This window comes from Thermophilibacter provencensis, from assembly GCF_900128445.1.
GTDB classification, from domain to species: domain Bacteria; phylum Actinomycetota; class Coriobacteriia; order Coriobacteriales; family Atopobiaceae; genus Thermophilibacter; species Thermophilibacter provencensis.
On the sequence record NZ_LT671417.1, the window covers coordinates 1,683,963 to 1,702,946 of the forward strand.

At 68.9% G+C, this 18,984-nt stretch carries 10 protein-coding genes; 6 read left to right on the top strand and 4 right to left on the bottom strand.

All coding sequences use genetic code 11. The features are described 5' to 3' along the window. Positions 1 to 8: 8 nt before the first annotated feature. From rnc to ffh, 4 genes are read left to right on the top strand one after another with little or no spacing between them, the layout of a single operon-like run. A complete protein-coding gene (gene rnc, locus BQ7391_RS07545) occupies positions 9 to 737 on the top strand; it encodes a ribonuclease III (protein ID WP_075280044.1) in 729 nt (242 codons plus the stop codon). A gap of 16 nt (positions 738 to 753) precedes the next feature. Then, positions 754 to 4,293 carry a chromosome segregation protein SMC gene (gene smc / locus BQ7391_RS07550; RefSeq protein ID WP_075280045.1) on the top strand — a complete coding sequence of 1,180 codons (3,540 nt, stop codon included), beginning with the start codon at positions 754 to 756 and terminating at the stop codon, positions 4,291 to 4,293. Further along, positions 4,294 to 5,193 carry a signal recognition particle-docking protein FtsY gene (gene ftsY / locus BQ7391_RS07555; protein WP_075280046.1) on the top strand — a complete coding sequence of 300 codons (900 nt, stop codon included), beginning with the start codon at positions 4,294 to 4,296 and terminating at the stop codon, positions 5,191 to 5,193. Positions 5,194 to 5,202: 9 nt separating this feature from the next. Further along, complete coding sequence (gene ffh, locus BQ7391_RS07560; RefSeq protein WP_075280929.1) at positions 5,203 to 6,594, top strand: signal recognition particle protein; 1,392 nt, start codon at positions 5,203 to 5,205, stop codon at positions 6,592 to 6,594. Between the two features lie 96 nt (positions 6,595 to 6,690). Here ffh and BQ7391_RS07565 read toward each other — a convergent pair whose 3' ends face one another. After that, positions 6,691 to 8,220, bottom strand: coding sequence for a L,D-transpeptidase family protein (locus tag BQ7391_RS07565; RefSeq protein ID WP_083662157.1), 1,530 nt, complete (start codon positions 8,218 to 8,220; stop codon positions 6,691 to 6,693). A 123-nt stretch (positions 8,221 to 8,343) separates the two neighbouring features. Here BQ7391_RS07565 and BQ7391_RS07570 point away from each other — a divergent pair, with 123 nt between their 5' ends. Then, positions 8,344 to 9,159 (top strand): TrmH family RNA methyltransferase, encoded by an 816-nt coding sequence (locus tag BQ7391_RS07570; RefSeq protein WP_075280048.1) that lies wholly within the window; start codon positions 8,344 to 8,346, stop codon positions 9,157 to 9,159. Between the two features lie 414 nt (positions 9,160 to 9,573). Here the strand turns inward: BQ7391_RS07570 and BQ7391_RS07575 are convergent, their stop codons facing one another. The 3 genes from BQ7391_RS07575 to BQ7391_RS07585 form a co-directional block, all read right to left on the bottom strand. Further along, positions 9,574 to 10,554 (bottom strand): hypothetical protein, encoded by a 981-nt coding sequence (locus BQ7391_RS07575; protein ID WP_075280049.1) that lies wholly within the window; start codon positions 10,552 to 10,554, stop codon positions 9,574 to 9,576. Positions 10,555 to 11,414: 860 nt separating this feature from the next. Further along, complete coding sequence (gene ftsH / locus BQ7391_RS07580; protein WP_075280050.1) at positions 11,415 to 13,319, bottom strand: ATP-dependent zinc metalloprotease FtsH; 1,905 nt, start codon at positions 13,317 to 13,319, stop codon at positions 11,415 to 11,417. 148 nt (positions 13,320 to 13,467) lie between these two features. Next, positions 13,468 to 15,360 (bottom strand): fructose-1,6-bisphosphatase, encoded by a 1,893-nt coding sequence (locus BQ7391_RS07585; protein ID WP_075280051.1) that lies wholly within the window; start codon positions 15,358 to 15,360, stop codon positions 13,468 to 13,470. A gap of 846 nt (positions 15,361 to 16,206) precedes the next feature. Here BQ7391_RS07585 and ileS point away from each other — a divergent pair. Then, a complete protein-coding gene (ileS, locus tag BQ7391_RS07590; protein ID WP_216628542.1) occupies positions 16,207 to 18,984 on the top strand; it encodes an isoleucine--tRNA ligase in 2,778 nt (925 codons plus the stop codon).

Genomic DNA, 18,984 nt, shown 5'->3' on the forward strand with positions numbered 1-18,984 from the left:
CTCGTTCATTGAAGATGCACCAGCGGGTGGTCGCGGCCGAGGAGGTCTGCGGCCACCACTTCGAGAACCAGGACCTCATCGTGGCCGCGCTCACGCACCCGTCGGCCGCGGAGGGCAAGTCGCACGCCGCGTCCTACGAGCGCCTCGAGTTCCTCGGGGACTCCGTCCTCGGGGCCATCGTCGCCACTGACCTCTACGGACGCTTCCCCGACATGGACGAGGGCGAGCTCACGCAGGCCAAGATCAGCCTCGTCTCGGGCAGGATGCTCTCGAGCGTCGCCGAGAAGATCGGCGTCGCCCCGCTCATCCTCATGGGCGAGTCCGAGAAGGGCACCGGCGCCCGCGGCATGCACTCCGCCCTCGAGAACGTCTACGAGGCCATCGTCGGCGCGCTCTACCTGGACGCCGGCTACGAGACCACGCACGGGTTCGTCATGCGGACGCTCGGGCCCGAGGTGTCCCCGGCGCTCGCGAAGAAGCCCATCAGCCCCAAGTCGCGCCTGCAGGAGGTCGCGCAGCGCGACATGCACTGCGGGCCCGAGTACAAGCTCGTCTCCGAGGACGGCCCCGCTCACGACCCGACCTTCACCTCCGTCGCCATGGTGGGGGGCAGGAGGATCGGGCGCGGGTCCGGGCCCTCCAAGAAGTCCTCGGAGAGCGCCGCCGCGATCGACGCCCTCGTCCGGCTCGGCTATGCCGAGCAGGACGACTTCGAGGGCGCCGGCATCACCAACTAGCACGAAGGCAGGCCCCGTGTACCTCAAGTCGCTCACGCTCAAGGGTTTCAAGTCCTTCGCGGACAAGACGCAGATGGTCTTCGACCCCGGCCTCACCGTGGTCGTGGGCCCCAACGGGTCGGGCAAGTCCAACGTCTCCGACTCCATCCTCTGGGTCCTCGGCGAGCAGAGCGCCAAGCAGCTGCGCGGCCAGGCCATGGAGGACGTCATCTTCTCCGGATCCTCCGCGCGCGGCGCCGTGGGCGTGGCCGAGGTGACGCTCGTGCTGGACAACTCCGACCACACGCTGCCGATCGACTTCTCCGAGGTGGGCATCACGCGCCGGATGTACCGCTCCGGCGAGTCCGAGTACCTCATCAACGGCGCCCCCTCGCGCCTCATGGACGTCCAGGACATCCTGCACGACTCGGGCCTTGGCAAGGACACCCACTCGATCATCTCCCAGGGCAAGCTCGACTCCATCCTCTCGAGCCGCCCCGAGGAGCGCCGCGCCCTCATCGAGGAGGCGGCAGACATCTCCAAGCACCGCCGCCGCAAGGAGCGCAGCCAGCGCAAGCTCGCCTCCATGGACGAGAACCTCTCGCGCGCCAAGCTCCTCTCGCGCGAGATATCCCGCCAGCTCAAGCCCCTCGAGCGGCAGGTCGACAAGGCGAAGCGCGCGCACGACCTCGAGGACGAGCTCAAGGGGCTCAGGGTGCAGCTCGCGGTCGACGACCTGCGCACGCTCCAGGAGGGCTACAACCGGCTCTCCGCGCGCGGGCGCGAGGCCGACGCGGCCATCGAGCTCGCCCAGTACCGCTTCGACGAGAAGAGCGCGGAGCTCGAGAAGCTCCAGTCGCTGCTCGAGCAGAAGGGCCTCTTCGTGGGCGACCTCGGCGAGCAGCGCCGCCGCATGCAGGACCTCCTCGGCCGCATGGACTCCGACATGCGCCTGCTCGAGGAGAAGGGCAAGAACATGGTCTCGCGCCTCTCCGACATGCGGATGCAGCTTTCCGCGATGGAGAAGCAGCGCGCCGACGCCGCCTCAGAGCACGAGCGCCTCGCGGCGGAGCTCTCCGACACCGCGGTCCGCGAGGAGGACCTCAAGCGCCGCGCCGCCGAGCCCGCGTCGGCCTCGCACGAGGCCGTGGAGCGCCGCCGCGCGCTCGACGCGGAGATCGGCCGCATCACCGCCGCCGAGCGCGCCGCCCGCTCCGAGGCCGACCGAGAGACGCTCGCCTACGCGAAGCTCGAGGAGCAGATCTCGAGCGCCGAGGTCGAGGACCAGATGTTCGTCTCGCGCATCGACCAGCTCGACGAGACCGCCCGGACCGCCGAGGAGGCCCTCGAGGAGCGCGCCTCGGCGGCGGAGCGCCTCGAGGGCGAGCTCGCCGCCGCCCGCGAGAGGGCCGACGCGCTCGCGCGCGAGATCGCGGCGCATGACGCCGCGCTCTCCTCCGCGCGCCGCGAGGAGTCCGCCGCCCGCGCCGAGCTCTCCTCGGCCGAGGCCACGCTCGACGCGCTGCGCGCCGTCGACGCGGACGTGGAGTCGTCGAGCCCGCTCGTGGCCGCCCTCGCCGAGCGCGCCGGGGAGCGCGTCGAGTGCCGCCTCGCCGACCTCATCGACGCCGAGCCCTCCGTCGAGGAGCTCGTCGAGCGGCTGCTCGGCGACGACCTCGCGGCCCTCGTGGTCTCCGGCGGCGCGGAAGCGGCGGCGCTCGCCGAGTCCGCCCTCGGCCTCGCGGACGCCGGGGGGCGCGCGACCATCCTCGCCCGCGAGGCCGCCCGCCCGCCGAGGGGCGACGCCGACGCGGCGGGGGAGTCGCTCCTCGCCCGCCTGCGCGTGCCCGACGGCGCGCGCCCGCTGCTCGAGGCCCTTCTCGGCGACGTCCGCCTCGTCGGCGGGGCGGGCGAGGCGGTCCGCGCGCACGAGAAGGACCCCTCCCGCACCTACGTCACCGCCGACGGCGTGACCGTCCTGCCCGACGGCCGCGTGCGCGTTGGCGACGCCCCCTCGAGCGAGGCGGGCGCGCTCGAGCGCAAGCGGCGCATCCGCGAGCTCGACGAGGGCATGGCCTCGCTGCGCGAGGCGCTCGACGCCGCCGGCGAGGCGGTGGGGCGCGCCGAGCGCGAGCTCGCCGCGTCGCGCGAGTCGGCCGCGTCAGCGAAGGGCGAGGTCGCCCGCCTCTCCGCCGAGCTCTCCTCGGCCATCTCCGAGCGCGGCCGCCTCGAGGCCCAGCTCGCGAGCGCGCGCTCCGAGCTCGCCCAGGTGGAGAAGCGGCGCGCCGCGTCGCGCGAGCGCGCCCGCGAGGCGCGCGGGAAGATCGACGGGCACCGCGCGGCGGCGCGCGAGGCCCGCGAGCGCGCGGACGAGCTGGCCGCCGAGCTCTCGGAGCGCTCCGACGCGCACGAGGAGGCCATCCGCGAGCAGGGCAGGGCGAGCCGCGAGCTCTCCGACGCGCGCCTGGAGCTCGCCATGGCGTCCGAGCGCCGGGGCAACCTCGCCACGCGCGAGCGCGAGCTCTCGAGGCGCGTCGCGGAGCTCGACGAGCGGATCGAGGCGACCGAGCGCGGCTCTCGCTCGCTCGAGGTGGTCCGCCTGCGCGTGGACCCGCTCCATGACCGCTACGACGCCATCCGTTCGCGCGCCCTCGAGTGGGCGGCGCGCCTCAGGGACCGCGCGTCGCTCGCCGAGGCCGACTCCGACTCCCTCAAGCGCACGATCGGCGACGCCAAGGCCGCCGTGAGCGCCGCCTCGGAGGAGCTCGAGCGCGCCCGCTCGGCGGCGAACGAGGTCAAGGTCGACCTCGGCAGGCTCGAGGTCCAGGTGGAGACCGCCATCAACGCCATCACGGCGACGGGTGCCGTCCTCGACGACGCGCTTTCCATCCCCGCGCCGGAGGACCGCGACGCCGCGGAGCGTCGCGTCGCCGAGATCGGGCGCCAGCTCGAGTCCATCGGCCCCGTGAACGAGGTCGCCATGGACGAGTACCTGCGGCTCAAGCAGCGTCACGACTACATCTCCGAGCAGGTTGAGGACCTCGAGAGCGCCCGAGCGTCGCTCAAGAAGATCACGGCGGCGATCGAGCGGAAGATGCGCAACCGCTTCCTCGTGGTGTTCGACAAGGTCAACGAGAACTTCTCCGAGATCTTCTCGCTGCTCTTCCCGGGCGGGCAGGCGCACATCGAGATGACCGACCCCGAGAACCCCTCCGAGACGGGCATCGAGATCGTGGCGCAGCCCCGCGGCAAGCGCCTCTCCAAGATGATGCTCATGAGCGGCGGCGAGAAGTCGCTCACGGCCCTTGCGCTGCTCTTCGCGGTCTACAAGGTCCGCACGGTCCCGTTCTACGTCTTCGACGAGGTCGAGGCGGCGCTCGACGACTCCAACCTCTCCAAGCTGCTCGACGCCATCGAGCGGCTCAAGGAGAGCACGCAGCTCATCGTGATCTCCCACCAGCGGCGCACGATGGAGCAGGCGGACGTCCTCTACGGCGTGTCGATGCAGGCCGACGGCGTGAGCCGCGTGGTCTCGCAGCGGCTCGACCGTGCGACAGGAAAGGTGGTAGATGCATAGATGGGCTTTCTCGACAGCCTGAAGAGGGGCCTCCAGCGCTCGCGCGAGGCCATCAACGAGATCTTCTACATGGGCGGCGAGGTCGACGAGGACTTCTGGGAGGACCTCGAGGACACGCTCGTCATGGGCGACATGGGCGCCGAGGTGGCCATGCGCGTGACCGACGACCTGCGCGAGCAGGCGGCCCGCGAGAACCTCTCCCGCGCCGAGCAGCTGCGCGACGCCCTCGCGCGACGCCTTGCGGCCGAGTTCCCCGAGGCGGGGCGCGACCCGTTCTCAGACCTCCCGAGCACGGTGCTGTTCGTGGGCATCAACGGCGCCGGCAAGACGACGACGGTGGGCAAGCTCGCCGGGCGCGCGCGCGAGGCGGGCGTCCCGTGCCTGATCGGCGGGGCGGACACGTTCCGCGCCGCCGCGATCGAGCAGCTCGAGGTCTGGGGCCAGCGCGCGGGCGTCGACGTCATCACCCGCGAGCGCGGGGCCGACCCCGCGAGCGTCTGCTACGACGTGGTGGACGAGGCCGAGCGCCGCGGGGCGCAGCTCACGCTCATCGACACCGCCGGGCGCCTCCACACCTCCGCCGACCTCATGCGCGAGCTCGCCAAGGTCGTGAACGTCACCAGGAAGCGCTCCGCGGCCCCCGTGACGGTGGTGCTCGTCATCGACGCCACGACGGGTCAGAACGGCCTCAACCAGGCGCGCGAGTTCAATGACGCCCTCGAGCTCGACGGCCTCATCGTCACCAAGCTCGACGGCACCGCCAAGGGCGGCATCGCGCTCGCCATCTCCAGCCAGCTCGGCCTGCCCATCTACCGGATCGGCGTGGGCGAGTCCATCGACGACCTCCAGTCCTTTGACGCGCTCGACTTCTGCCGCGCGCTCGTGGGTGAAGGGATGTAAGCCATGGCAGTGTTCAGCTCTCTCTCGGACCGTCTCCAGGACACCTTCGACTCTCTGCGCGGCAAGGGCCGCCTCACGGAGGACGACATCAACGTCGCCATGCGAGAGATCCGCATGGCGCTGCTCGAGGCAGACGTCAACTACCGCGTGGTCAAGGGCTTCGTCGGGCGCTGCAAGGAGAAGTGCCTCGGCGCGGACGTCCTCGACTCGCTCTCGCCGGCGCAAAACGTCGTGCGCATCGTTCTCGACGAGCTCACCGTCCTTCTCGGCTCCACGGACTCCAAGCTCACGCTGGCCCAGAACCGCACGCCCAACGTGATCATGCTCGTGGGCCTGCAGGGCTCGGGCAAGACCACCGCCGCGGCCAAGCTCGCCTACCTGCTCAAGTCCCAGGGCCACAGCCCGCTTCTCGCCGCGTGCGACACGCATCGCCCGGCCGCCGCCGACCAGCTCGCCACCCTCGGCGGCGAGATCGGCGTCTCGGTCTTCCGCGGCGACGGCAAGGACGCCGTGGCCGTGGCCGAGGGGGCCATCCGCGAGGCGGTCGACCACCTGAACGACATCGTGATCGTGGACACGGCCGGCCGCCTCCAGATCGACGAGGAGATGATGCAGGAGGCCGTGGCCATCAAGCAGGCCGTGCGCCCCGACCAGATCCTCATGGTGGTGGACGCCATGACGGGCCAGGACATCGTGAACGTGGTCACGGAGTTCGCCAATCGCGTGGACTTCGACGGCGTCATCATGTCCAAGCTCGACGGCGACGCCCGCGGCGGCGGCGCGCTCTCCGTCCGCGAGGTCACCGGCAAGCCGATCAAGTTCGTCTCGATGGGGGAGAAGCCCGACTCGCTCGAGGTCTTCCATCCCGACCGCATGGCAAAGCGAATCCTCGGCATGGGCGACGTGGTGGGCATCATCGAGCAGGCCCAGAAGGTCGCTGACGAGCAGCAGATCGAGGACGCCGAGCGCATGCTCCGCGAGGGCTTCACGATGGACGACCTCCTCGCGCAGATGCAGCAGATCCGCAAGATGGGCGGCCTCCAGAAGATCATGGGCATGATCCCGGGCATGGAGCGGGCGATGGCACAGGCGCCCGCGGCGGCGGTGGACGACTCGCAGATGACGCGCATCGAGGCCATCATCCGCTCCATGACCCGCGAGGAGCGCCTGCGCCCCAAGATCATCAACGGCCAGCGCCGCCGGCGCATCGCGGCCGGCTCGGGCCGAACCGTGCAGGAGGTCAACCAGCTCATCAAGCAGTGGGACGAGATGAACAAGATGGTCGGCCGCATGAAGGGCATGATGCAGCAGGGCGGCGGTCGCAAGGGCGCCAAGAAGGGGCGTCGCGCCATGCAGCAGATGATGCGCAACATGGGCGGCGGCAACGGGCTTCCGTTCTAGCCTGCATCCCGGACCTGACAAAGGTGACAGGGTCAACTGTCATGATTTTCATGACAGTTGACCCTGTCACCTTTGTCAGGTCGCCTTTGCCGTCGCCTAGTAGTGGACCACCACGCCGTCGCCGACCTTGGTGAGGTCGTAGAGCTCGGCCGCCTTGCCGAGGGGCAGGTTCACGCAGCCGTGGCTGCCGTTGCCCTGGTAGATGGTCCCGCCGAAGTTGCTGCGCCAGTCGGCGTCGTGGAGCGCCACGAGGTTGCCCACGAAGGGGATCCAGTAGTTGACGTGGCTCTCGTAGTCGGGCTCGCCGTCCTCGTCGTAGTCAAGCCCCTTGAGCGTCTGGTCGAGCGCCTTGTAGGAGTTGATGGGGTTGACGCCCGTGGGCGTGTCGTAGCCCTGGGTCGGGTCGCCCGTGACGCATGCCGACTCAAAGATGAGCGAGCCGTCATCGCCGTACATGCGCACGTACTGCTCGGAGATGTCGATGTCGATGTAGCGGTTGCCCCAGTCGCGCCCTCCCTGGTCGGGGGCGAAGCCCGTGCTCTGCTTGAGGGGAATCTCGATGGCCTGGGGCGAGCCGCCCTTGATCGCGGAGACGAGGGCCGTCGTGGTCTCCGCCTCGTTGGTGACGATGCCCCACGACCCGCCAGAGACGCTCACCTGCTTGCCGTCGGGGCGGGTGTAGGTGCGGGTCTTCCCCACGGTGTCGAGCGCGCCGACGTTCTCGTGCACCCACTCGCCAATGGCGTCCTCGTTGAGCGAGACCGAGAGGTCCTCGCCGATCGCCACCCAGCTGGAGACGAGGTCGGGGCTCACGTCGAGCACGAGCTGGCCGCTGATGAGCAGGGTCGTTCCCGCGGAGGCGAGGTAGGTGTTCGCGGCGTCCGCGGCGGCCTGGAGCGCGCTCGCGTCGGAGAGGCACTCGTCGCCGATCTCGACGGTGGGGGAGAGCTCGGAGACGGCCTGCTTCACGCGCTCGCACACGGCCGTCGCGTCGAGCAGGCTCGCTGCGGCGTGCTCGTCGACGACGTAGGCGCCCGCCTCGGCGCTGTAGGAGACCCCAAGCCCGGTGGTCTCCTCGGCGGCGCGGACCCGCTCCTCGACGGCAGGCGTCACGATCTGCGCGAGCTTGTCGGCATCGAAGACGGGGTCGGCCTCGAGCGTGAGGTCGCGCGTGCCGGCGACCTCGAGGGGCCAGGCCCAGGGGTTCACCTGCTCGAGCGCGGCCTGCGCGTACGCGGTCCCGTCGTAGGAGAGGCCGATCTCGGGGGCGGAGACGGTGAGGTCGAGCCCCTGCCCCGTGATGTGGAGGGCATATCCGTCGAGCGACGCGGTCTTCTCGGCCGCGACCTCCTCGACGGAGCGCAGGGAGACGTCGGCCCCGTCGAGCGTGGTTCCCGGCATGAAGTTCGACTGAAAGTAGACGCCCCCCGCCACGTAGGCGCCGGCGAGAAGGACGACGATGACGGCGGGTATGGCCCACAGGAGCCGGCGGCGCGGGCGCTGGGGCGTCGGGCCGTCGGAGACGGGGGTAACGAAGGCGCTCTCGGGGCCGGGGATAAAGCTCGCGCCGGGGGCGGCCCCCTCGGCAGGGCGCGAGTCGGTCTGCTTCTTCATATGGCTAGGCATGCGATGATCCACCCTAGGTAGCTCGTGTGCGGTTCCTGGCGGCCGGCGGCCGTCTCGGCTATCGTACCCTACAGGCGCGACAGATTCCGCTCAGATCGCGTCCCGTCATCAAAAGGGGGAGGAATGGCACACACCGTCCGGCTCGAGGGGCTCGAGGACCCGAGGCTCGACGTCTTCGCCCGGCTCACCGACCATCAGCTCCGCGCGGGGGTCGAGGCGGGGCGCGGGCTCCTCGTCGCAGAGTCGCCGCTCGTCGTCGAGGTGGCGCTGGAAGAGGGGGTGGAGCCGGTCTCGTTCCTCGTCGACGAGCGGCATCTCTCGACCTGCTCGGCACTGCTCGAGCGCGCGGGGGACGTGCCGGCCTTCGTGCTGACCGGCGAGCAGATGGAGCGGCTCTGCGGGTACCGCGTGACGCGCGGCTTCCTCTGCGCGATGCGCCGCCCGCGCCCACTTTCGGTTGAGGCCGCCCTCGAGGGGGCCCGCAGGGTCGTCGTGCTCGAGGACCTCGTGGACGTGACCAACGTGGGAGCGCTCTTCCGCTCCGCCGCCGCGCTCGGGGCGGACGCCGCGATCCTCTCGCCGCGCTGCGCCGACCCCTACGTGCGCCGGGCCGTCCGCGTCTCGATGGGGTGCGTCTTCAAGCTTCCGTGGGCGCGCGCCGACGAGGCCTCCTGGCCCGAGGCCACGCTCGAGGGGCTGCGCGGGCGGGGCTTCTCGGTTCTGGCGCTTGCGCTCGAGGAGGGCGCGCTGCCCCTCGACGACCCGGCGCTTCTCGCGGGCGACCGGCGCGCCCTGCTCTTCGGCAGCGAGGGCTACGGGCTCTCACGCCGGGCGCTTGCCGCCTGCGACCGATCGGTCATCATCCCCATGTCGCGTGGCGTCGACTCGCTGAACGTGGCCGCGAGCTCAGCCGTCGCCTTCTGGCAGCTCTTCAGGTAGGGCCGCGATCTCGGGGCGTTTTTCTCGCTAGCGCGACGTTCTTCTCGGTCGCGGCGCTCTGCCGCACGCCGCGCGTCTCGCCGCTGCGTTGTCCCTTGCGGCGCGCCGTCCTTTCTGGCGCGCTGGCGCCCTCGTTCCGCTGCCTCTTCGCTCTGCCTTAAGTCATGGGCACTCAGCTCCGCATCTGAGTACTGGATGGTGCTCACTTCCGGAACTGCGTACGGCGTGGTACTCATTTCCGCATTTGCGTACCACCCGAAGCCCCCATGGCCTCCAAACCTGGAATTGCGTCTCATCGACGCCGAGAGTCGGCACTCAGTTCCGCATCTGTGTACGGCGTGATACGCATCTCCGGAACTGCGTATCATTTCATGCTCAATTCTGGATTTGCGTACCGTGACCCAAGAGCCGTGACTACGTCGCCGCTTCGCGTGGGAGCTCGCGCGACCCCTCCATGAGGAGGTGGTCGGACCGCCCGGTCCAGGTGAGGCCGTCGATTCGCTCGAGGTCATGCCAGAGGCGCTCGCGCCGCGCCCGCCTCGCCTCCAGCGCCCCCGGCCTGAGCCGCAGCTCCTCGAGCCCGAGGTCGCGGCGGATGTGCGAGACGAGCCAGTCGAGGTAGTCGGGGTCGTCGTAGTGCTCCTTCTCGATCTCGTACGGCTTGACGCCGCAGGCGAGCAGCTCGTTGCGACGATTGGTGTCGCGCCCGGCCTGAATCTCGTCGCGATGATAGCCTCCCTGGTAGTCGAGGGCGCAGCCGCGAAACGGGATGGAGCCCTCCGGCGCGTCCGCTGGAGCGAGCAGCATGATGTCGGGCTTTCTGATGCGCTCGCGCGACGCGGCAAGCGTCGCATCGGCGCGCTCGACGAGGACCGGGTCGTTGAGCGCCACGACCTCGAGGCCGTACCCGCCGAGGCGCGGGGAGAACTCGAGGCGATGGACCGTCTTGCTCCCGCGCGGCGACCCGGAGCGCTCCCGCGCGCGTCCGACGGCGCGCCGAAGCTTCGATGCCCCGCGGGGCGTGCTCGCGCGGTCGAGGTAGTCCAGGATTCGCCTCGTGCTCGTGAGCGGGTCCGATCGCTTGACGAGTCCCTTGCTTGCGCGCGGCTGAATCCCGTAGTGCCCGCAGAGCTCGTCCACGAGGAGAAGGAGCTCGAGGTCGGTGGCATACTCCGCCATCTGGAGCAGGACGAGCTCCGGCGACGCGCAGTGCACCTCGGGGGAGAGCGAGAAGAACGAGCCGGGCGGTTGGAGCGCCTGCGTCTGGTGCGCGACGAGCAGCTCGGAGCGATGTCGCGCCGTCGTTCCGGAGACGATGACGTGATAGGGCGGCCGGAGCGCCGAGAGCGCCTCGACGCGCCCCAGGGCCTCATCGCATCTCCGCAGTTCGGGCATGCGCTCTGGCGGTCGAGCAGACCCTTCTTGCCGGCCCCGCTCTAGGAGTCGCGGCGCGTTCCAGCAGCGGAGAACCTCGAGTGCAGTGGTATGTGAAAGGCAGATGGTCATCATGCATCGAGCGTAGCGCGCTGCGGGTCGTCCCGGCTGGGGATTGTGCGAAAGCTCGCCAGCTTGCTGCCGCGAAGCGTGCGCGACGCTGACCAGACCATCCGTTCGCGCAGGTCATACAACTTGACATAAGACGAGGTACTCGAAGAAGGCGTGCCGCGGCCGACCGCTCCCGGCCACAGTCCGACCGTCCGCCGCCCGTGCGCCACGAAACACGCTCGGGTGCTCAGTTGCAGAAATGAGTACGAAGCGGTGTTCACTTTCGGATTTGCGTGCGGCGCGGTGCGCACATCCGGAAGTGAGTGCCTCCTCAGCGCGCAGCCGGTCGGGTCGGGCGAGAAGAACCTCGGGTTTTGGTTTGCCCGGCGCCGACGCCGGCCCGAGGCGGCACTCATATCCGGAAGTGCGTGCTGCGTCGTACACAGCTCCGGAAATGAGTACCGAGATATGCACAATTCTGGATATGAGTACCACGCTGCGCACAGTTGCGGATGTGCGTGCTGCATTGAATGCGGTTGCGGGCGTGAGTGCCGTGCTGCGGCGCACTCAGTTCCGGAAATGAGTGCCGTTCCGTGCGCAGTTGCGAAAATGAGTACGGCACGGCACGCAGATGCGGAAGTGAGTCCGCGCCATGAGCAGCTCCGAATCCGCGCGCCGTCCCATGAAGAAGCGCCTCCCTCACGCGGCTTCTGCTAAGCAGTGAGCGGTGGGGGAGGCGCCTCGTGCTTGGTGCTCGCGGACAGCGGCCGCTACTCGGCGGGCGGCGTCGGCATCTTGGGGGCGAAGCCGTCGTCGCGGGTGAGGATGTTCATGAACTCGTCGCCCGTGATGGTCTCCTTCTTCTGAAGGTAGTGGGCGATCTCGTGCAGCTTGAAGCGGTTCTCGCGCAGCGTCCTGAGCGCGGTCTGATGCCCCTCCTCTACGAGGCGCTGCACCTCGGCGTCAATCTCTTGGGCGGTGCCCTCGGAGCACGTGAGCTGCTGGCCTCCGCCGAGGTAGCGGCTCGCGGGCTGGCCGAGCTGGACCATGCCGAACTTGTCCGACATGCCGTACTGCGTGACCATGGCACGCGCGAGCTGCGTGGCCTTCTCGATGTCGTTGGAGGCGCCGGTGGTCATCTCGCTGAAGATGAGCTCCTCGGCGGCGCGTCCGCCGCAGAGGACGGCGATCTTGTCCTTGGCCTCCTGCCGCGTGGTGAGGAAGTGCTCGTCCTCCTCGACCTGCATGGTGAAGCCGAGCGCTCCCGAGGTGCGCGGCACGATGGTGATCTTCGAGACGGGGGCCGAGCCCTTCTGCATCGCCGCAACGATGGCGTGGCCGGTCTCGTGGTAGGAGACGACCTCCTTCTCGTGCTGCGAGAGAACGGTGGACTTCTTCTTCTCGCCCGCGATGACCACGTCGACGGACTCCAGCAGGTCCTCCTGCGTGACGCGGCTGCGGCCGAAGCGCACGGCGCGCAGCGCGGCCTCGTTGATGATGTTCGCGAGGTCGGCTCCCGAGGCGCCGGGCGTGGAGCGCGCCACGACGCCGAGGTCGATGCCCGGCTCCATCTTCACGTCGTTGGCGTGGATCTTGAGGATGGCCTCGCGGCCGACGAGGTCGGGAAGCTCCACCGGGATGCGACGGTCGAAGCGGCCCGGACGAAGCAGCGCCTGGTCGAGCGTCTCCGGCCGGTTGGTGGCGGCCAGGACGACGATGCCCTTGTGGTTGTCAAAGCCGTCCATCTCGGAGAGGAGCTGGTTCAGGGTCTGCTCGCGCTCGTCGTTGGAGCTGAGCGAGGAGTCGCGGCGCTTGCCCACGGCGTCGATCTCGTCGATGAAGACGATGCAGGGGGCCTTCTCGCTCGCCTGCTTGAAGAGGTCGCGCACCTTGGCGGCGCCGCGGCCGACGAACATCTCGACGAAGGCCGATCCGGCGATCTGGAAAAACGTGACGCCCGCCTCGCCGGCGACGGCCTTGGCCAGGAGCGTCTTGCCCGTGCCCGGAGGGCCCACGAGCAGCGCGCCGCGGGGGCAGCGGGCGCCGATCTCGTTGTACTTCTCGGGGTTCTTGAGGAAGCTCACGATCTCCTGGAGGGACTCCTTGGCCTCGTCCTGGCCCGCCACGTCCTTGAACGTGACCCCGGTCTCCTCGCCCTTGATCTCCTTGGCGTTGGACTTGCCGAGGCCGCCTCCCATGCCAAAGCCGCCCCCGCCGAAGTTCATCGAGGGGCCGTCGTCGCCCATCGCCTTCTTCATGCGGCGGTTGAGCCACCAGCCGATGCCGAGGAAGATGAGGATCGGCAGGCCGTAGGAGATGAGCAGCATGAGCCACATGTCCCCGGAGGTGTCCGGGATGTTGGCGTTGGCGTCGACGTTGTGCTCGTCGAGCCGCTCGATGAGCGTGCTGTCGCCCGGCCACATCGTGGTCTCGTAGATCTTCTCGCTGTCGCCCTCGCCGGTCGTGAAGGTGAGGGTGTTGTCCCCGGTGTTGAGGTCGACCTTCTTGACCTGGCCCTCGTCGACCATCGTGAGGAACTCGGTGTAGCTCACGTCCTGCACCTGGCGCGCGGTGAGGTTGGTACCGAGCGTCTGGCTGATCGCGAGGTACGCGATGAGCGCGATCAGGATGTAGAGCAGCATCGAGCGCCGACGCTTGTTCTCGTTCATGTCCATGAGTTGCGGCTACCCTTCGTGCGTGTTCTTACTTGGGTCTTCTGATACCCAGATTATCAGCCCTTAGTTCCGGAACAGACAATCTCCCGGTTTGCGCCGCGCCGCACGCACGGGGCCGGGCCCGCGGCCGCCTCTGCCGAAGGTGGCGTCAGGCCCGCGCGCCGGCGTGCTCGGGCAGCTCGCCCGTGCGGTACCCGTCGAGCAGGGCGCGCAGGTCAGAGATCTGCTCGCGGATGTCGGCCCCCGTGTCGGTGTCGTTGATCGTGAGCGGGCGAGGGTTCACCTCGAAGCGGTCGTCGTCGCTCATGATGTCCGTGTTGAGGTCGAGCACGTCGGCGATCGAGCCGAAGGGGCGGTGCGCCTTGATGCGCATGCCGTGCGGGTCTGCGATGAGCGTGTATCCCGCGATGCCCGTCGTCTTGTGGTAGGCCTGGCAGAAGCCGCCGTCGATGACTATGAGGTGGCCGCCGGCCCGCACGGCCTTCTCGCCGTCGGCGGCGTGGACCGGCGTGTGGCCGTTGATGATGTGGCCGCGGTCGGGGTTGACGCCGAACTCCTCGAGGATGCGCCGGCAGACCTCGGGGTTGTCCGTGAGGGCGTAGTAGGGGTCGCGCGGCTCGGCCCAGGTCGAGCGGTCCTTGAAGTAGGTCCGCTCGAAGGTCTTGACCACGCGGCCGGACAGCGGCGAGTAGCGCCCGCACCACAGGTACCACATCCAGTCGAGCGAGACCTCGTCGTGCTCGTGCCAGGCGCGCCGGGCGAGGCGGTCCGCGTAGTCGTAGTAGGCCTTGCCGGCGAGGAGCTGCCCCTGGTGGTTCACGGGGTGGAAGGTCCCGTCCTCGTTCATGGGGACGCATGCGTGGAAGAGCACGTCGTCGTTGTGGACGAGGTAGGCGCTCCCGCGGTCATAGAGGAAGTTCACGTGCGCCTGCAGCTTGTACGAGGTGCGCACGGCCTCGAGGAGGTTGTCCATGACGCGGACCTCGTCATCGGAGAGCGCGTAGGGGTCGCTCGGGTCCAGGGTGGGGAAGTCGCTCGAGACGAGCTCGTACTCGCCGTCTCCCACCACGCACACGCCGCGCGCGGGGTCCACGCGGCCAAGCAGCAGGCGGTCCTCCATGTGCCAGTTGGGATGCCGCGCGATGGTCTGCCCCTCGAGCTTGAAGAGGATGACCGATATGGCCTTCTCGAGCGGCGTCATGGCGTCGTCCGCCGCGTAGGTGGCCTCGGCGAACAGCGCGAGCTCGCGCAGCGAGACGCCGTAGGCGCTCTCGAGGATCTTGAGCGAGTCGTAGCGGATGTTGTTGCGGATCACGGCGGCGAGGCACGTGGCCGAGCCCGCGGCGGCGCCCATCCACACGATGTCGTGGTTGCCCCACTGCAGGTCGACGGAGTGGTACTCCATCAGGCGGTCGAGGATCTTGTCGGCGTGCGCGCCGCGGTCGAAGACGTCCCCCACGAGGTGGAGGTGGTCAACGGCGAGCCGCTTGATGAGCGAGGCGAGGCTCACGATGAAGTCGTCCGCCGAGCCCGTGTCCACGATCGTGTCAATGATGCGCTGGTGGTAGCGCTGGCGCTGCTCGCCCTCGCCGGGGGCGGCGTGGAGGAGCTCGTCGATGATGTAGGCGTACTCCACCGGCATGGCCTTGCGGACCTTCGAGCGCGTGTAGGAGTCGGAGAGGTAGCGCGCCAGGCGCACGAGCCGCATGAGCGTGATGGCGTACCACTCCGCGCTCACGACGCCCGAGGCCTTGAGGCGGCGGAGCTTTCGGTGCGGGTAGTAGATGAGCGTGCAGAGGTCCGCCTGCTCGTCGTGGGTGAGCTCGAAGCGGAACGTGGCCTGCACGCGCTCGCGGATGACGCCCGAGCAGTTGTTGAGGATGTGCTTGAAGGCGTCGTACTCGCCGTGGACGTCGGACACGAAGTGCTCGGTGCCCTTGGGCAGGTTGAGGATGGCCTCGAGGTTGATGATCTCCGTGTAGGCGGACTGCGCGGTGGGGAACTTCTCAGAGAGCAGCTCGAGGTACTTGCGGTCAGGCATGCGGGGTCCCTTCTCGTCGCGTATCCGTTCCATGGTGTGCCGCCGGTATCGATTTCGCACCGCACAATTCGGCGAGTAGAACGCGCTTGTAACGCGGGAGACCCAAATGGCCCCCATCTCCGCCATCCGGCGCGAGGGGCGCCCTTGTCGGGCGCGCGCCGCGGCCGAGCTCGTTTGTAGTGTGGTTTCGAGCGGGTTGGCGAGATACACTACAAACCGTGCAAGCGGTCTAGCAGGCATTTCTCGAGATTATGTTTTGTAGTGTATTTGTGCGGGCGCCGAGAAAGTACACTACAAAACGAGCGCGTGGCGTCTGGAGCCCGTTTCCTCGGCGCTCCGGGCCCCGGCCTCCTGGCGGCGCCCGGGGCATCGCGACGTCCGCATTTCGCGACCGCGCTCCGCGGCGGTGCCAGACGTGCTACCATGCTGCAACAGGCGTTGACGGGGAGAGTACCCGGGGGCGCGCGGCCAAGAGAGAGCGGGGACGGTGGGATCCCGCGGCCGCGTCCCGGCGAAGATCACCCCTGAGCCGCGGCCCCAAAGCATGGCGAGAGGGAAGCTCTTCTCGCCGCGCGAGTAGGCGTCGCCGGAGTGGCCGCCGACACAGGCCAGCCGAGTACGGCGGACATCCGCTCGCTGGGTGGTTCACAAGCGAAGTCGCGTGCGCGCTTCGTCCCAGCAGGAGGGACGGGCGCGTTTTTTCGTGCCCGAGGGCGACGTGCAAAGGGGGCGGCCCCCTTGCACAGAGAGCGTGCAAAAGGGACTGTCCCCTTTGCACGGAAGGAGGATAGCGTGGCGAAGAACGAGTACAAGAAGACGACCAACCTGCCGAGCACGGGCTTTCCCATGCGGGCGAACCTCTCGCAGAACGAGCCCAAGCGGCTTGCCATGTGGGAGGAGAACCACGTCTACGAGCAGATGATCGCCAAGAACGAGGGGCACGAGAAGTTCGTCCTGCACGACGGCCCCCCGTACGCCAACGGCCCGATCCACCTTGGCCACGCGCAGAACAAGATCTCCAAGGACATCATCAACCGTTACTGGTCCATGCGCGGCTACCAGACGCCGTACGTCCCCGGCTGGGACTGCCACGGCCAGCCGATCGAGCACAAGGTCGAGACCATGCTCGGCACGGAGAAGTTCAACCAGCTCCCCACCGAGAAGGTCCGCGAGCTCTGCCGCACGATGGCCGTCGAGCAGGTGGACACCCAGCGCCAGGGCTTCAAGCGCCTGGGCGTCCTCGGCGAGTGGGACAACCCCTACCTCACCTACGTGAACGACTACGACGCCACCGACGTCGAGATCTTCAAGGCCATCTTCGACGCCGGCGCCATCACGCAGGGCTCCAAGCCCGTGCACTGGTGCTCGCACTGCCACACGGCCCTCGCCGAGGCGGAGATCGAGTACGGCGACGAGGTCAGCCCCGCCATCTTCGTGCGCTTTGAGATGACCACGGTGCCCGCGGGCCTCGAGGAGTGGGCCGGGCGCCTGTGGGTGGACATCTGGACCACCACGCCCTGGACGCTTCCCGCCGACGACGCCGTCATCTGTCACCCCGAGGCCACCTACGTGGCGCTCGTCCACGACGGCCGCGCCGAGATCGTGGCCGAGGCGCTGGCCGACCGCCTGGTCGAGAAGTTCGGCTACGGCGAGAAGGTCCTCGTGGCTGGCGCGGACGGCACCCCCTGGCGCGCTACCGGCGAGGCCCTCGCGCACAACCGCTACAAGCAGCCGATCTTCGGTGAGCAGGGCGAGACGGGCGAGTTCATCTACGCCGACTACGTCACCCTGGACGACGGCACGGGCATCGTGCACTGCGCGCCCGGCCACGGCGTGGACGACTACCTCGCCGGCCAGAAGTTCGGCATTCCCACGGTCATGCCGGTCGACGACGACGGCCGCTTCTTCGTGGGCGACGGCATGGGCACGGGCGGCCCGTGGTCCGGCATGGAGGTGAACGAGGCCAACCCCAAGATCATCGAGTGGCTGCACGAGCGCGGCGTGCTCATCCTCCACGAGGACATCTCCCACAGCTACCCGCACTGCTGGCGCTGCAAGGAGCCCGTCATCTTCCGCGCTACGAGCCAGTGGTTCGTCTCGATGGACAAGCCCCTGCGCGGTGGCAAGAGTCTCCGCGAGCAGGCGCTCGAGGAGCTCTCCAAGGTGAAGTTCTACCCGAGCCACGCCATTAAGCGCATCGGCTCGATGGTCGAGGGTCGCCCGGACTGGTGCATCAGCCGCCAGCGCAACTGGGGCGTGCCCATCCCCGCCTTCACCTGTCAGGACTGCGGCGAGACCGTCATGAACGACGACACGCTCGACGCCGTCATTAGGCTCTTCCAGAGCAAGGGCTCCGACGCCTGGTTCACCGACGACCCCGCGAGCTACCTCGGCGACGCCTGCGTCTGCCCCAAGTGCGGCGGGCACCACCTCAAGGCAAACAGGGACATCCTCGACGTGTGGTGGGACTCCGGCGTCTCCCACACCGCCGTCTGCCGCCACCGCGACAACCTCACCTTCCCGGCCGACATGTACCTCGAGGGCTCCGACCAGCACCGCGGCTGGTTCATGAGCTCGCTCATGACCTCCGTGGGCGCCTATGGCGTGGCCCCGTACAAGTCCGTGGTCTCCCAGGGCTTCACGCTCGACGGCCAGGGCCGCAAGATGTCCAAGTCGCTCGGCAACGTCATCGACCCCAATGCCGAGTGCGATACCCGCGGCGCCGACATCCTGCGCCTGTGGGTCACCTCCGTCGACACCTCCAACGACATCCCCTGCGACGGCACGATCCTCGACCACGTGGGCGAGGCCTACCGCCGCTTCCGCAACACGCTGCGCTTCCTGCTGGGCGAGATCGAGGGGCAGTTTGACCCGGCGACCGACGCGGTGCCCGTGGAGGAGCTCCTCCCGTACGACAAGCTCACGCTCGCTCGCCTCTGCCAGGTCCACGACCAGGTGAGCGCCGCCTACGAGTCCTATCGCTTCAACGTGGTCTACCGCACGCTCTACGACTACGTGATCACGGAGCTCTCCAACGGCTACCTCAACGCCACCAAGGACCGCGTCTACTGCGGCGAGAAGAACGGCTTCGAGCGCCGCTCCGCGCTCACCGTCTGGGCGCAGATCCTCTCCATGCTTGTGCACGACCTGCAGCCCATCCTCGTCTACACCACCGACGAGGCCATGAGCTACCTCCCGGAGTCGCTGCGCGACGGCCAGGAGTTCGCCGCCCTTCTCGACTGGTACCAGGCGCCCTGGTCCGCCGAGGAGTACGAGCCTTACCTCGCCGCCTACGACGCCGTCGTTGAGGCCCGCGCCGCCTTCACCAAGGCCTATGAGACCGCCATCGCCGACGGCACGCTTGCCGAGAAGACCACGCAGGCCGCCCGCGCCACGCTGACGGCCCCCGCGGAGCTGCACGCGCTTCTCGCCGGCGAGCTGGGCTGCGACCTTGCCGAGCCGTTCGTCTGCTCCGAGGTCGCGCTCGCCCTGGGCGAGGAGCTCGCCTGCTCCGTCGAGCCCGCCCGCGGCGAGAAGTGCCCGCGCTGCTGGAACTTCCGCGAGCTGGGCGAGGACGGCCTCTGCCCGCGCTGCTCGCACGCCGTGGCCGCGCTCGGGGAGTAG

Bases quoted from the DNA above. Each gene is read 5' to 3' on its own strand.
- ftsY (WP_075280046.1), top strand. From the start codon at position 4,294: ATGGGCTTTCTCGACAGCCTGAAGAGGGGCCTCCAGCGCTCGCGCGAG.
- BQ7391_RS07565 (WP_083662157.1), bottom strand. From the start codon at position 8,220: ATGCCTAGCCATATGAAGAAGCAGACCGACTCGCGCCCTGCCGAGGGG.
- BQ7391_RS07570 (WP_075280048.1), top strand. From the start codon at position 8,344: ATGGCACACACCGTCCGGCTCGAGGGGCTCGAGGACCCGAGGCTCGAC.
- BQ7391_RS07575 (WP_075280049.1), bottom strand. From the start codon at position 10,554: ATGCCCGAACTGCGGAGATGCGATGAGGCCCTGGGGCGCGTCGAGGCG.
- ftsH (WP_075280050.1), bottom strand. From the start codon at position 13,319: ATGGACATGAACGAGAACAAGCGTCGGCGCTCGATGCTGCTCTACATC.
- BQ7391_RS07585 (WP_075280051.1), bottom strand. From the start codon at position 15,360: ATGCCTGACCGCAAGTACCTCGAGCTGCTCTCTGAGAAGTTCCCCACC.
- ileS (WP_216628542.1), top strand. From the start codon at position 16,207: ATGCGGGCGAACCTCTCGCAGAACGAGCCCAAGCGGCTTGCCATGTGG.